This is a genomic window from Microbacterium marinum (genome assembly GCF_014204835.1).
GTDB classification, from domain to species: domain Bacteria; phylum Actinomycetota; class Actinomycetes; order Actinomycetales; family Microbacteriaceae; genus Microbacterium; species Microbacterium marinum.
Genome location: NZ_JACHMD010000001.1, coordinates 1,482,099 through 1,495,393, shown reverse-complemented (window position 1 = coordinate 1,495,393; position 13,295 = coordinate 1,482,099). Strand labels below are relative to the sequence as shown.

Annotated in this window: 12 protein-coding genes; 2 read left to right on the top strand and 10 right to left on the bottom strand. The window is 72.5% G+C overall.

Annotation, left to right across the window (positions count from 1 at the left end):
• Positions 1-19 precede the first annotated feature (19 nt).
• Genes hemL through hemE form a run of 8 tightly spaced genes read right to left on the bottom strand, consistent with a single transcriptional unit; the run spans position 20 to position 8,357 of the window.
• On the bottom strand, positions 20-1,324 hold the full coding sequence (hemL, locus tag BKA24_RS07180) for a glutamate-1-semialdehyde 2,1-aminomutase (RefSeq protein WP_184216527.1): 1,305 nt from the start codon (positions 1,322-1,324) through the stop codon (positions 20-22).
• The gene (gene hemB, locus BKA24_RS07175; protein WP_184216525.1) at positions 1,321-2,316 is read right to left on the bottom strand and encodes a porphobilinogen synthase; all 996 of its coding nucleotides are present in this window, start codon (positions 2,314-2,316) and stop codon (positions 1,321-1,323) included. Before hemB ends, hemL begins: the two co-directional genes overlap by 4 nt.
• Positions 2,313-3,083, bottom strand: coding sequence for a uroporphyrinogen-III synthase (locus BKA24_RS07170; protein WP_184216522.1), 771 nt, complete (start codon positions 3,081-3,083; stop codon positions 2,313-2,315). The genes hemB and BKA24_RS07170 overlap by 4 nt, the downstream gene beginning before the upstream one ends.
• Complete coding sequence (gene hemC, locus BKA24_RS07165; RefSeq protein WP_343066004.1) at positions 3,080-3,994, bottom strand: hydroxymethylbilane synthase; 915 nt, start codon at positions 3,992-3,994, stop codon at positions 3,080-3,082. The genes BKA24_RS07170 and hemC overlap by 4 nt, the downstream gene beginning before the upstream one ends.
• Positions 3,991-5,220 carry a ferrochelatase gene (locus BKA24_RS07160; protein ID WP_184216518.1) on the bottom strand — a complete coding sequence of 410 codons (1,230 nt, stop codon included), beginning with the start codon at positions 5,218-5,220 and terminating at the stop codon, positions 3,991-3,993. The genes hemC and BKA24_RS07160 overlap by 4 nt, the downstream gene beginning before the upstream one ends.
• Positions 5,217-5,903 (bottom strand): hydrogen peroxide-dependent heme synthase, encoded by a 687-nt coding sequence (gene hemQ, locus BKA24_RS07155; protein ID WP_184216515.1) that lies wholly within the window; start codon positions 5,901-5,903, stop codon positions 5,217-5,219. Before hemQ ends, BKA24_RS07160 begins: the two co-directional genes overlap by 4 nt.
• Positions 5,893-7,293 carry an FAD-dependent oxidoreductase gene (locus BKA24_RS07150; RefSeq protein WP_184216513.1) on the bottom strand — a complete coding sequence of 467 codons (1,401 nt, stop codon included), beginning with the start codon at positions 7,291-7,293 and terminating at the stop codon, positions 5,893-5,895. The genes hemQ and BKA24_RS07150 overlap by 11 nt, the downstream gene beginning before the upstream one ends.
• Entirely contained in the window at positions 7,290-8,357 is a 1,068-nt protein-coding gene (hemE, locus tag BKA24_RS07145; protein WP_281385784.1) for a uroporphyrinogen decarboxylase, read from the bottom strand. Before hemE ends, BKA24_RS07150 begins: the two co-directional genes overlap by 4 nt.
• A gap of 113 nt (positions 8,358-8,470) precedes the next feature.
• Here hemE and BKA24_RS07140 point away from each other — a divergent pair, with 113 nt between their 5' ends.
• Together BKA24_RS07140 and BKA24_RS07135 are read left to right on the top strand one after the other, a co-directional pair.
• On the top strand, positions 8,471-9,745 hold the full coding sequence (locus BKA24_RS07140) for a glutamyl-tRNA reductase (RefSeq protein WP_184216511.1): 1,275 nt from the start codon (positions 8,471-8,473) through the stop codon (positions 9,743-9,745).
• Positions 9,742-10,812, top strand: a complete 1,071-nt coding sequence (locus tag BKA24_RS07135) for a LacI family DNA-binding transcriptional regulator (RefSeq protein ID WP_184216509.1) — start codon at positions 9,742-9,744, stop codon at positions 10,810-10,812. Before BKA24_RS07140 ends, BKA24_RS07135 begins: the two co-directional genes overlap by 4 nt.
• Here the strand turns inward: BKA24_RS07135 and BKA24_RS07130 are convergent.
• Entirely contained in the window at positions 10,802-11,695 is an 894-nt protein-coding gene (locus BKA24_RS07130) for a TatD family hydrolase (protein WP_184216507.1), read from the bottom strand. The two genes, BKA24_RS07135 and BKA24_RS07130, sit on opposite strands and share 11 nt — an antisense overlap.
• Positions 11,692-13,269 carry a methionine--tRNA ligase gene (metG, locus tag BKA24_RS07125; protein WP_184216505.1) on the bottom strand — a complete coding sequence of 526 codons (1,578 nt, stop codon included), beginning with the start codon at positions 13,267-13,269 and terminating at the stop codon, positions 11,692-11,694. The genes BKA24_RS07130 and metG overlap by 4 nt, the downstream gene beginning before the upstream one ends.
• Positions 13,270-13,295 lie beyond the last annotated feature (26 nt).

Genomic DNA, 13,295 nt, shown 5'->3' with positions numbered 1-13,295 from the left:
CCTGAGGTCGAAACCCCAGTCAGCCCGCCGCAGCCCGCGCCGCCGCGGGCAGCGCGTCGACGATGCGGGCGATCGCGGCGTCGTCGTGGGCGGCGGTGACGAACCAGGCCTCGAACGCGGACGGCGGCATCGAGACACCGGCATCCAGCATCGCGTGGAAGAACCGGCCGTACGCGGCCGAGTCCTGCGCGGTCGCCGTCGCGTAGTCGGGCACCCCGCCGACGACGGCGTCGCCGAAGAACACGCTGAACAACGTCCCCGCCCACTGCACGACGTGCGGCACCCCGGCCTCCCTCAACGCAGCGGATGCCGCTCCCGCGACCGCGTGCGCCGCGGCATCCAACCGCCGGTAGACGTCTTCGTCGGCGTGCGTCAGCGTCGCGAGCCCCGCCGCCACAGCCACCGGATTCCCGGACAGCGTGCCCGCCTGGTAGACGGGACCGGTCGGGGCGAGCAGGTCCATGATGTCGGCGCGCCCGGCGACCGCCGCGACGGGCAGTCCGCCGCCGATGACCTTGCCGAACGTCACGAGGTCGGGGACGACGTCCTCGCCCGCCGCTGTCAGCACGCCCGCGTATCCCGACGCCGACGAGCGGAACCCGGTCAGCACCTCGTCGCTGATGAGCACGGCACCGTGCCGGTGCGCGATGTCGGACAGGAACGCGGTGAACCCCGGCGCCGGCGGCACGACGCCCATGTTCGCGCCCGCCGCCTCGGTGATGATCGCGGCGATCCGGCCGTCGTGCTCGGCGAACACGGCCTCGATCGCGGCGCGGTCGTTGTACGTCACCACGAGCGTCTGCGCGGCCACCGCCGCGGGCACGCCGGCCGACCCCGGCAGCGCGAGCGTCGCGAGCCCGGACCCCGCCTGCGCGAGCAGCCCGTCGGAGTGGCCGTGGTAGTGCCCCGCGAACTTGATGAGCAGATCCCGCCCGGTTGCCGCCCGCGCGAGACGGATCGCCGTCATCGTCGCCTCTGTCCCCGTCGACACGAGCCGGATCTTCTCGGCCGCGGGCACCCGCCGACGGATCTCCTCGGCCAGCTCGGTCTCGGCGGCTGTCGGCGCACCGAACGACAGCCCACGCCGCGCGGCCGCCACGACCGCCTCCACGACGGCAGGGTGCGAGTGTCCCAGCAGCGCAGGACCCCAGCTGGCGATCAAGTCGACGTACTCGCGGCCGTCGGCGTCGGTGACATACGCACCCTGCGCCGACACCATGAACCGCGGCGTGCCACCGACCGAGCCGTACGCCCGCACGGGCGAATCGACGCCGCCCGGAATGACCTCGCGGGCGCGGTCGAAAAGCTCCTGATTGCGGCTCATGAGAGCTCCTTCCCGGCGCGCAGCCAGCCGGCGACTTCGATCGCCCAGTACGTGAGGATGACATCGGCACCCGCTCGGCGGATGCCCAGCAGGCTCTCATCGATCGCGCGCTCCCGGTCGATCAGGCCGGCGGATGCCGCGTGCTCGATCATCGCGTACTCCCCCGACACCTGGTAGGCCCACACCGGCACGCTCGATCGGTCCGAGACACGAGCGAGCACGTCGAGGTACGGCATCGCGGGCTTCACCATGACGACGTCCGCACCCTCGGCGATGTCGAACAGCGCCTCCTCGATGCCCTCGCGAGCGTTCGCCGGGTCCATCTGGTACGTCCGACGGTCGCCGTCCAGCGTCGACTCGACGGCGTCGCGGAACGGCCCGTAGAACGCCGACGCGTACTTCGCGGAGTACGCGAGGATCGCGACGTGCGCGAACCCGGCCTCGTCGAGCGCGGCGCGCACGGCGGCGACCTGGCCGTCCATCATTCCCGAGAGCCCCAGGATGTCCGCCCCGGCGCGGGCCTGCGCGACACCCATCGCCGCGTAGATCGGCAGCGTGGCGTCGTTGTCGACGGTTCCATCGGCGGCGAGCACACCGCAGTGGCCGTGATCGGTGAACTCGTCGAGGCAGAGGTCGGCCTGCACCGTCAGCCGGCCCGCCGCGGCATCCTTCGCGACCGCGATGGCGCGGTTGAGGATGCCGTCGGGGTCGGTGGCGCCGCTCCCGACTGCGTTGCGGCTCGCGGGAACACCGAAGAGCATGACGCCGCCGATGCCCGCGGCAGCGGCCTCGTCGACGACTTCCGCGATCTTCTCGAGCGGATGCTGCGACACCCCCGGCATGCTCCCGATGGGCTGCGAGGCGGCGATCCCCTCCTTCACGAAGACGGGCAGGACGAGCTGCGAGGGCACCAGGTGGTGCTCCGCGGACAGTCGGCGAAGCGCGGAGGTGCCGCGCAGGCGACGGAGACGGCGGGTGGGGAAAGCGGTCATGACGACTCCTCGGGGACGAGCGCATCGATCTCGGCGATCAGTGCGTCGATGCTCTGGGTGTGTGCGGTGTGGGCGACCGCGAAGCCGAGCGCCTCGCCGTCGCGGGTGGTGCCGGGGCCGATGGATGCCACGAGCGTGCTCGCCGGCAGCTCGCCGATCTGTCGGCGCAGCTCCCGCCCGACGCTCAGCGAGGTGAGCAGCACGGTGTCGATGACGCCCGAACGCAGATCGGCGGCGACGTCAGCGGGCAGGTCGATGCCGACGGTGCGGTACGCGATGCACACATCGACCTCGTAGCCGCGCACTTCGAGCTCGTCGCTCACGACCGCCTGCGCGAGGTCGCTGCGCAGCACCAGGCAGCGGCCGGTGCCGGCGGGGACCCGCCCCGCGCACCACTGCGCGATGAGTGCGCCGGCCGACGACGCTCCGGCGGGGACGAACTCGACCTCCCAGCCGGCGTCGACGACGGCACGGGCGGTGGCGCGGCCGACCGCCGCGATGCGCGTGGTCGGCGGCACCTCGACGCCGTGGGTGCGGAGCTGCTCGATGGTCGCCGCGCTCGTGACGAACAGCCACTCGTAGTGCCCGGCGGCGAGCGCGGCGAACGCACGATCCCGGGCGGCGGCGTCTCGGGGTTCGGCCGATCCGATGAGCGGCGCGACGACGGCATCCGCCCCCCGTGCGCGGAGATCGGCGCGCACCCGCTCACCCCAGGCTCCCGCCCGCGGGACGAGCACGCGGCGACCGCGGAGGTGTCCGCCGGTCATCGTGAGGTTCCGGCGAGGTCGGCGAGATCGCCCGCGCCACCGGCGAAGAGCTCGGCGACGACGTCGGCGGAGACGGCCTCGATGTCGACGTCGTGCGGAAGCCGCCGGTCGGCGCGCACCGCGCGGGTGCCGTCCTCGGAGTGGACCACGGCGACCAGGGTCACCGCGTCTGCAGCCACGACGGCGTCGATCGCGACCGGCGCCGCGCAGCCCGCTTCCAGCCGCCGCAGGACGGCGCGCTCGAGGTGGGCGGCGAGGGCGGTGTCGGCGTCCTCGATCAGCCCGATCGCAGCGAGCACGTCGACGTCACCGCCGCGCGCCTCGACGGCGAGCGCCCCCTGCGCGGCCGACGTCGGCCAGTCGAGGATCTCGGTGATCGCCGCGTCGCGACCGATGCGCCGCAGCCCCGCCTCGGCGAGGACGATCGCGTCGAACTCCCCGTCGTGCACCTTCCGCAGGCGGCTGTCCACGTTGCCGCGGATCCCCTCGACGACGAGGTCGGGGCGCCGCGAGAGAACCTGTGCGACGCGACGCGGCGAGCCCGTGCCCACGCGAGCGCCGGGAGGCAGGTCGGCCAGGGCCACCCCGTCGCGCGAGCACAGCACGTCACGCTGAGACGCGCGCACCGGCACGGCGCCCACGACGATCCCCGGGAACGGAGCCGTCGGCAGGTCCTTCATCGAGTGGACGAGGAAGTCGCACTCCTCGCGCAGCAGCGCGTCGCGCAGAGCCGTCGCGAACACCCCGGTGCCGCCCATCTGCGCGAGCGGGCCGGTGAGGACGTCGCCGGCACTGGTGATCGGCACGAGCTCGACGGAGGCGCCGGATGCCGCGGCCACGGCATCCGCCACATGCTGGGACTGCGTGGTCGCCAGCAGGCTCGCGCGGGTGCCCAGACGGAGGGTGGTCACGGTGCCACCCCCGCGAGGGCCGGCTGGAACCCGAGCCGCTTGTTCTCGCAGCATCCGGGGCGGCAGACGTCGTACCAGGGGCCGAGGTCGGTGACCGCGGGGCGCTCCTCGGCGGGGGTCCCCGCGAGGCGCTCCTGCACCAGGTCGACCAGTCCCGCGACGTAGGCGGGGTGGGTCGAGGGCGTGGCGGTGCGGATCCCGATCAGGCCGAGTTCCTCGGCCGTCTCGATCGCCTCGGTGTCGAGATCCCACATGACCTCCATGTGGTCGCTGACGAACCCGAGTGGCACGATCAGCACGGCTTTGCGGCCGCGCTCCGGGAGCTCCTGCATCGCGTCGTTGATGTCGGGCTCGAGCCAGGGCACCTGCGGCGGGCCGGACCGGCTCTGGAAGACCAGCTGCCACGAGCTCGGAATGCCGAGCTGCGTCATGATCTCCTGCGCCACGGCGGTGTGCTGGGCGACGTAGGCGCCGCCGGCGCCGAACGCACGCTCGGGCGGGCCCGAACGGTCGGCGTCGGAGGTCGGGATCGAGTGCGTCGAGAACAGGATCTCGACCTCGTGCTCCAGGTCGGTCACACCGCGTTCGGCGAGCTGCGCGATCCCCTCGCGAATGCCCTCTACGAAGGGCGCCACGAACCCGGGGTGGTCGAAGAACTGCCGCACCTTGTCGATGCGGACCGCGCTCTGCAGGCCGGTCGCCTCGACCGCGTCGGCGAGGTCCTCACGGTACTGCCGGCACGAGGAGTACGAGCTGTAGGCGCTCGTGGCGATGGCGAGCAGCGTCGTGCGCCCGTCGCGGTGCGCCGCCTCGACGGCATCCGTCACGTAGGGCATCCAGTTGCGGTTGCCCCAGTACACCGGCAGGTCGATGCCGCGGCCCGCCAGCTCGGCGTCGAGCGCCGCCTTCAGCTCGCGGTTGTGCTCGTTGATGGGCGAGACGCCCCCGAAGTGGCGGTAGTGATGGGCGACCTCCTCGAGTCGTTCGTCGGGGATGCCGCGCCCCGCCGTCACGTTCCGCAGGAATGGGATCACGTCGTCCTGACCCTCGGGACCGCCGAAGCCGAGCAGCAGGATGCCGTCGTAGGCGGTGGGCGCGGACACGTGCGGCGCCCCGGTGCTGGCCGCCTCGGTGGCGCCGGGGACGACGGAACCGTCGGCCACGACCGCGGCGCTCGCGCGCGGCGGCTTGGGGCGGAAGGTCGCTCCGATGTTCTCGGCGCTCACGAGAGCACCTCCGCGAGCTCGGCGATCTCGACCCGGCGTCCCGTGTAGAACGGGACCTCTTCGCGCACGTGGCGGCGCGCATCGGTCGCCCGCAGGTCGCGCATGAGGTCGACGAGGCTGATGAGGTTGTCGCTCTCGAGCGGCAGCAGCCATTCGTAATCGCTCAGCGCGAAGGTCGACACCGTGTTCGCGACCACGTCGCGGAACTTCGCACCCTGTCGGCCGTGCTCGGCCAGCATGCGCGAGCGCTCCTCCTCGGGCAGCAGGTACCACTCGTAGCTGCGCACGAACGGGTACAGGCACAGCCACTCGCGGGCGTGCTCGCCGCGCAGATAGCCGGGCACGTGGCGCTTGTTGAACTCCGCCTCGCGGTGCACGCCCATCGCACTCCACACGTTGTCGAACTCCGCGAGGGCGGCGCTGCGCCGAAGCTCGCGGAGCGCCTTCTGCAGCGCGGCCGGGTCCTCGCCGTGGAGCCACACCATGAGGTCGGCCTCCGCACGCATCCCGGTCACGTCGTACAGGCCGCGCAGGGTGACACCCGACGCCTCGAAGCCGTCGACCACGGCGCGGAGCGCGTCGAGGTCGGCAGGCGTGGGCGCGGCATCCCGCGGCCGGGGGCCGGCGAGGATCGCGAACAGGGTGTAGCCGAGGCCGGGGGCTGACGCGTCGTCAGCGGACATGACGTGCTCCTTCGTGAGGGATGGGGTGGGAGAGAAGATCGGCGGCAACGCGCCGCGCGTGCGGGATCACCGAAGCGAGGCCCGTCCCGGCGGCGATGGCGCCGGCGAGATGGATGCCGTGACGCTGAGCGGCACCGGCCAGCAGCGCACGGGTCGTCGGCGTGCAGACGGCGTCCGGCCAGTCCACGCGCGTGTGCGCGCGGACCTCGGCCGGCGCCACGTGGACGCCCGTGAGGACACGGATCGCGCGGGCGATGTCGGCCGGGGTGTCGAGGCCGCCGGCGTCACCGTCGCGCGCGGACAGCCGGACGACAGAGGTACCGGGCGGGAGAGCTGCTGCGGCCCACTCCCACTTGGCGTCGACGTGGGTGAGAGCCTTGGCGGGCGTCGGGACGTCGGGCGCCACGATCACGCCGGAGCCCACCGGGGCGCGGGTGAGCCCGTGCGCCGTGATCTCCGCGACGGTCAGCCTCACCGGCGCCGCCGGCGCCACCTCGACGTCCAGGAGCCGCGCCGCCGCCGACGGGCCGGTGGCGATCACGACCTGCCCCGCGTGGACGGTCTCGCCGCCCCGCAGGACGACTGCGCCGTCGACCCCGGCCGACACCGAGACCACCGGAGCGGACGTGCGGATCACCGCGCCCGCGCGCAGCGCCGCGGCGTGGAGCTCCGCGGCCAGCCGCCACAGGCCGCCCTCGACCCCACGGACGGCGGAGCCCGCCCGCGCGGCCGGCGCCAACGCATCGACCGCCGCGGTCAGCGAACCCCGCGCGACGTATTCGGCCCACAGCGTCGGGTGCAGCGCCGAGAGCCGCACCGACGCGGCGTCATGCGAGTACACGCTGCGGCACAGCGGCTCGACCAGGCGCGTGGCCACGGCCTCGCCCAGCTGCGCGGTGACCAGGTCGGCGAGCGACGGCTCGTCCTCGACGTGCGCCGGCGCCGGCTCGGCGAGGGCGCGACGGACCCCGTCGCGCCCGAGGATGCGCGCGACATCGGGCGCGGCAGGATCGGCCGGGATGCCGATGAGGGCGCGGCGCGGAAGCGGCGCGCGGCGCGTCCGGCGCAGCGCGCCGAAGGCCCACGGCTCCCGGTAGGCGAGGTGCGCCCCCGCGGGGCGCGGCTCGACGAACTGCACCGGCAGTCGGGCGTCGGCGACGAGGTCGACGACGCCCGACGTCCGCGTCGCGAAGGACTCGGCTCCGAGGTCGGCCTCGATGCCCGCGATGACGCCGCGGCGCAGCATCCCCCCGGTGGCTGCCGAGCTTTCGAGTACGACGACGTCGCGACCGGCGCGCGCGGCCTCCCAGGCGATGGTCAGACCCGCGATGCCGCCACCGATCACGACGATGTCGTGACGGTCGGCCCCGACCGAAGACGCTGAGGTCACGGTGCCCGCCAGTCGTGGACGGTGCGGACGACCGAGGTGATCGCGTCAGGATCGGCATCCATCGGGACACCGTGCCCGAGGTTGAAGACGTGCGCGCGAGCGGCGCGGCCGGCCTCGAGGATCCGGTGCACTGCGGCCGTGCGGGTCGCCTCGGGCGCGAACAGCAGTGCGGGGTCGAGGTTCCCCTGCAGGGTCAGGTCGCGGCCGATCCGACGACGCGCCTCGTCGAGGGGGACGCGGTAGTCGACGCCGAGCGCATCGATGTCGGGCGTCGCCATGTCGGCGAGGATCTCTCCGGTGCCCACGCCGAAGTGGACGAGCGGGAGCCGGTCCACGCCGTCGGGCAGGGACAGGCCGCGCGCGTGGGCGAGCGCCGCCACCGACGAGGGCAGGACGGCGTCCCGGTAGTCGTCCGGGTGCAGACCCCCCGCCCACGAGTCGAACAGCTGACCGGCGCTCGCGCCCGCCTCGATCTGCAGGGCGAGGAACCGGCCGGTGACCTCCGCGAGCCACGAGGTGAGGTCGTCCCAGGCGGGTCGGTCGGTGTGGATGAGCCGCCGCGCGGCCATGTGGTCCTTCGACGGTCCGCCTTCGACGAGGTAGGCCGCCAGGGTGAAGGGCGCACCGGCGAATCCGATGAGCGGCAGCGGCTCACCGCGACGCTCGGACTCCTCTGCGAGCATCGCCGTCGTGCGCGCCACGGCATCCGCGATGGCACCGCCCCGCTCAGTCAGGCTCGCCGGATCGATCGCGACCGTCCGGGCGATGTCCGCCGCGGTGTGGAGGGGGCGCGAGAACACCGGGCCGCGGCCGGCCGCGATCTCGACGTCGATGCCGAGGAGCGCCAGCGGCACGATGATGTCGCTGAAGAAGATGGCGGCGTCGACGCCGTGGCGACGCACCGGCTGCAGGGTGATCTCACTGGCCAGCGCGGGGTCGAGGCAGGCTTCGAGCATGGTCCCCTGCGATCGCAGCGCCCGGTACTCCGGCAGAGACCTTCCGGCCTGGCGCATGAACCAGACGGGGGTCTGCGCGGGCCGGTCGCCGAGCAGCGCCCGGATCAGACGCGAGTGCAGGGTGCGGTGGGCGATGAGGGGATGGCTGGGGGCCGGAATGATGAGCTCCTCGAATCGGTTAATCGATATACTAATGCCGATCCGAGGGGGTTCTCCGCACTGTGCTCGTCTGTCTGACCGCTCATCAGCGTTCCACGCCGTTCGATTCTCTCGAGCGGCTGTCGACGGTCGGCGACGACCTCGCAGGCCAGCTCTCGACCGTGCACGATTCCGTGCGCGGTGCGGTCGTCCTCGCCACCTGCAATCGCTTCGAGGCGTACTTCGACCTCGCCGACGACCCCGACCACGGCTCCCCCGTTCCCGCGATGGATGCCGCGATGGAGGCGATCGCGGACGCCGCCCAGCTCCCGTATCGGGCGCTCCGGGAGAACGTCGACTTCGCGCACGGCAACCAGGTCGCCCATCACCTCTTCTCCGTGGCATCCGGTCTCGATTCGGTCGCCGTCGGCGAGGACGAGATCGCCGGGCAGGTCCGTCGCGCCCTCGAGTCCGCGCGGGAGCACGGCCTGACCACGGCGCCACTGGAGCACCTCTTCCAGCGTGCAACGGAGACCTCGCGCACGGTCAAGAACACCACGCGGCTCGGCGAGTCCGGGCGTTCGCTCGTCCGCCTCGCCGTGGACCTCGTCTCCCCGCGCATCGACGACTGGGCCCGCGCCCGCGTGCTCCTTGTGGGCACCGGACGCTACGCGGCCGCAGCTCTCGCCGCCCTCCGCGCCGTCGGCGCGCAGGACATCCGCGTGCACTCCCGCTCGGGACGCCAGAAGTTCGCGCACCGCGAGCATCTCGTCCACGTGAGCGTCGACGACTACGCGGCCGAGGCCGCGGCCGCCGACGTCGTCGTCACCTGCACCGCGACCACCGACACCTTCGCCCTCGAAGCGGGTGCGCACGCGGCGGCCCGGGCCGGGAGCACGGCTCCGCAGGTCGTGATCGACCTCGGCCTGCCGCGCAACGTCGATCCCGGGGTGGCACTCCTGCCGGGCATCGACCTCCTCGACCTCGAGACCATCCGCCTGCACGCCCCGGTCGACGAGGCCGTCACCGTCGGGCAGGCCCGCGAGATCGTGCAGGCCGCCGCGCAGCGTCACGCCGCCGCCCGTCGGGTGCACGAGGTCGCGCCGTCGGTCGTGGACCTCCGCCACTTCGTGCAGGGAATCCTCGACGAGGAGCTCACCCGGGCGCGCCGCCGCGGCGACTCCCCCGAGGTCGAGACGGCGCTCCGTCACTTCTCGGGCGTCATGATGCACCAGCTGATCGCGCGGGGACACACCCTCGCGTCGAACGGCTTCGGAGCGTCGTGGGCCGATGCCGTGCGCACGGTGCTGCCGGAGAGCGCCGAGCCGGGGTCCGGGGACGAGGGCGAGCAGGCATGAGCCCGAGCGTCACGCTGAAGGACATCGCCCGCGCCGCAGGCGTGTCGACGGCGGCCATCAGCCAGGCGCTCAACGACCGCGGCAGCATGCGTCCCGAGACGCGGGAGCGCATCAAGGCGATCGCCGCCGATCTCGGCTACGTGCCCAACCGTCACGCGGCGGCGCTGCGGAGCGGACGGACGATGACGGTCGGCTTCGTGATGGCCGACGACGATGAGCCCGACCGCCGCTGGGAGTGGGAGCGCACCCGCAAGCTCACCTCGCTCGTGCGGGCGTCTGCCGAGCACGGCTTCACCGTGACCGTGCTCCCCGAGTCCAACCCCGACCTCATCGCCGGCACCACGCTCGACGCACTGTACGTGCCCGATGCCCGCGGCAGTCAGGCGCTGCTGCGCGCGGCGATCGCACGCGGCATCCCGATCGTGGCGGACGACCAGTATGTCGACGGGTCGCGCGGGCTCAGCATCCGCACCGGCTTCGACGCCGCCGTGCGGGCGGGGCTCGACGAGCTCGAGCGTGCGGGCGCGCAACGCATCGTGTTCCTGACCGAGTCGGGCGGTCGACCGCGCGACGACATCGGCCGGGCCGCCTACGAGATCTGGAGCTCGGTCCGTGGTCGTGAGCCGATGGTGCGAACGGTGGATGCCGCCCGCCGCACCCTTCCGCGCGTGCTCACGGAGGCCCTCGCGGCCGGCGCCGACGCGGTGTTCGCCGGCGCGGAGGACGGGCCGGATGTGTACCTCCAGCTCGAGGAGATGCGGCTCATCATCCCGCGCGACGTGCAGCTCGTGGCGCTGTGCTCGAGCGACTGCGCGGTGAACCGCCGCCTCGGCGTCACCCACGTCTGCATCCGTCCGGACCTCGCCGCGGAGGCGATGTTCGCGACGCTTCCGGCGGCGCTCCTCGACGACGGGCCACGCGTCGTGGACCTGCCGTGGGAGCTCGTCCCGGGGTCCACGACCCGTCCTCCCGTGGGCGCGCTAGCGTCTCCGACGGCGGCGCTGGCGGGCTCGGTGCCGACGGCGCCGGCGGGTTCGATGCCGGCGGCGCCCTCGGTCAGTCGCTGAACGACCCGTAGACCTCGAGGGTGTTCTGCGCGAGCTGCGCGCAGAACTCGTCGACGTCCACGCCGAGCTCGGCGGCCATGAACCGCACGGTGACCGGGATCAGGTACGGCGCGTTGGGCCGCCCGCGGTGGGGCGTCGGCGTGAGGAACGGCGCGTCGGTCTCGACGAGGATGCGCTCGCGCGGCGTGACGGCGAGGGCATCCCGGAGGTTCTGCGCGTTCTTGAAGGTGACGTTGCCGGCGAAGCTGAGCCAGTAGCCGCGTTCGGCGCTGTACCGCGCCATGTCCGCGTCGCCCGAGAAGCAGTGGAAGACGGTCCGCTCGGGCGCGCCGACGCGTTCGAGGGTCTCGAGGACCGCGTCGTGCGCGTCGCGATCGTGGATCTGCATGGCGAGGTCGTGACGCTTGGCGATGTCGATGTGCGCCTCGAAGCTCTCGAACTGGGCCGGCAGCCCGTCCTCCTCCGTGCGGAAGAAGTCGAGGCCGGTCTCCCCCACCGCACGCACCCGCGGCTGCGCGGCGAGTTCGTCGATGACCGCGATCGCCTCGTCGAGCCGTCCGGCTGACTTGTAGGCGGGAGCTTCGTTGGGGTGGATGGCGACCGCCGCGAGCACCGACGGGTGGGATGCCGCAGCCCAGGCGGACCAGCGGGAGGACTCGATGTCGCCGCCGGCTTGCACGACGCCGACGACGCCGACGTCGGCCGCGCGGGACAGTTGCTCGTCGAGCGACCGCGGTTCGTCGCCGTCTTCGATCTCGAGGTGCGCGTGGTTGTCGTAGACCGCGACGGCGAGCGGCTCAGGCGCGTCGGGCCAGCGGACGTCGCGCGCCGACTGCTCGCGCTGACGCACGTAGCCGCTCGGGTCGGCGGCGTCGGTGGTCATGCGGTCTGCTCGACGCGCGGGAACAGCGGCGTGAGCGTCGTCACGCGCGTTCCTGCCGGCAGCTGGCCCCAGGTGCCCGCGTCGCGCAGCGGCTGCTGGGTGAGCTCGCCGAGGGAGTCCGGGCCGCCGAGCGCTTCCCACAGCCGGCGCGTGGCGACCGGCATGACCGGGGAGAGCAGCACGGCGAGAGCGCGGAGGCCTTCCGCAGCGGTGTACAGGACCGTCGACAGGCGGTCGCGCTGCGCGTCGTCCTTCGCGAGCGCCCAGGGCTCGTTCTCGGTGATGTAGCCGTTGAGGTCGTCGACGATCGTCCAGATCGCGTCGATCGCGAGGTCGGGGCGGAACGCGGTCATGGCCTGGTCTGCTGCGGCTGCGGCATCCGACACCGTCTTCTGCACCCGCAGGTCGTTCTCGGCGGCGTCGCCGCTGACGGGCAGGATGCCGTCGAAGTAGCGCTCGATCATGGCGACGGTGCGCGAGGCGAGGTTGCCGAAGCCGTTGGCGAGCTCGGCCTGGTAGCGGGCGGACAGGTCCTCCCACGAGAACGAGCCGTCCTGGCCGAAGGCGATCGCCGACAGGAAGTAGAACCGGTAGGCGTCGGCGCCGAACACGTCGGTGATCTCGGTGGGGGCGATGCCGGTGAGCTTCGACTTCGACATCTTCTCGCCGCCGACGAGCAGCCAGCCGTGGGCGAAGATCCCGCGCGGCACCTCGAGGCCGGCGGCCATGAGCATGGCGGGCCAGATGACGGCGTGGAAGCGGAGGATGTCCTTGCCCACGACGTGGTAGGCGGGCCAGCGGCGGTCGAACTGTTCGGGGTCGGTGCCGTATCCGACGGCGGTGGCGTAGTTGAGGAGGGCGTCGACCCACACGTAGATGACGTGCGAGTCGTCCCACGGCACGCGGATGCCCCAGTCGAAGGCCGACCGCGAGATGGAGAGGTCCTTCAGACCGCTCTTGACGAAAGAGACGACCTCGTTGCGCGCGGAGTCTGGGCGGACGAAGTCGGGCTGGGTCTTGTAGAGCTCGAGGAGGCGCTCCTGGAAGTCGCTGAGCTTGAAGAAGTAGTTCTTCTCCTGCAGCAGTTCGAGGGGCTTGGAGTGGATGGCGCAGACCTTGAGGCCTTCGAAGGGGCCGGTGCCGTCGACGATCTCGGCTTCGGGTTTGAACTCTTCGCAGCCCACGCAGTAGAGGGCTTCGTATTCGCCGGCGTAGATGTAGCCGCTGTCGTAGAGCGCCTGCACGAACTTCTGGACGCGCTCCTCGTGGCGTGCCTGGGTGGTGCGGATGAAGTCGTCGTTGGCGACTTCGAGGGTTTCCAGGAGCGGGAACCAGGATTCTTCGACGAGCTTGTCGACCCATTCCTGAGGGGTGACGCCGTTCGCGGTCGCGGCGCGGAGCATCTTCTGCCCGTGCTCGTCGGTGCCGGTGAGCATCCAGGTGTCGTCGCCGGCTTGCCGGTGCCACCGCGCGAGCGTGTCGACCGCCACCGAGGTGTACCCGTGCCCAATGTGGGGCAGATCGCTGGGGTAGTAGATCGGGGTGGTGATGTAGAAGGAGCCGCCGGAAGTCACCCGACGATTCTAGGCGTGTGTGGCGC

Excerpts from the sequence above, each read along its gene's own strand:
- BKA24_RS07170 (WP_184216522.1), bottom strand. The coding sequence starts at position 3,083 with ATGACCGGCGGACACCTCCGCGGTCGCCGCGTGCTCGTCCCGCGGGCG.
- hemQ (WP_184216515.1), bottom strand. The coding sequence starts at position 5,903 with ATGTCCGCTGACGACGCGTCAGCCCCCGGCCTCGGCTACACCCTGTTC.
- BKA24_RS07135 (WP_184216509.1), top strand. The coding sequence starts at position 9,742 with ATGAGCCCGAGCGTCACGCTGAAGGACATCGCCCGCGCCGCAGGCGTG.
- hemL (WP_184216527.1), bottom strand. The coding sequence starts at position 1,324 with ATGAGCCGCAATCAGGAGCTTTTCGACCGCGCCCGCGAGGTCATTCCG.
- BKA24_RS07130 (WP_184216507.1), bottom strand. The coding sequence starts at position 11,695 with ATGACCACCGACGCCGCCGACCCGAGCGGCTACGTGCGTCAGCGCGAG.
- hemB (WP_184216525.1), bottom strand. The coding sequence starts at position 2,316 with ATGACCGCTTTCCCCACCCGCCGTCTCCGTCGCCTGCGCGGCACCTCC.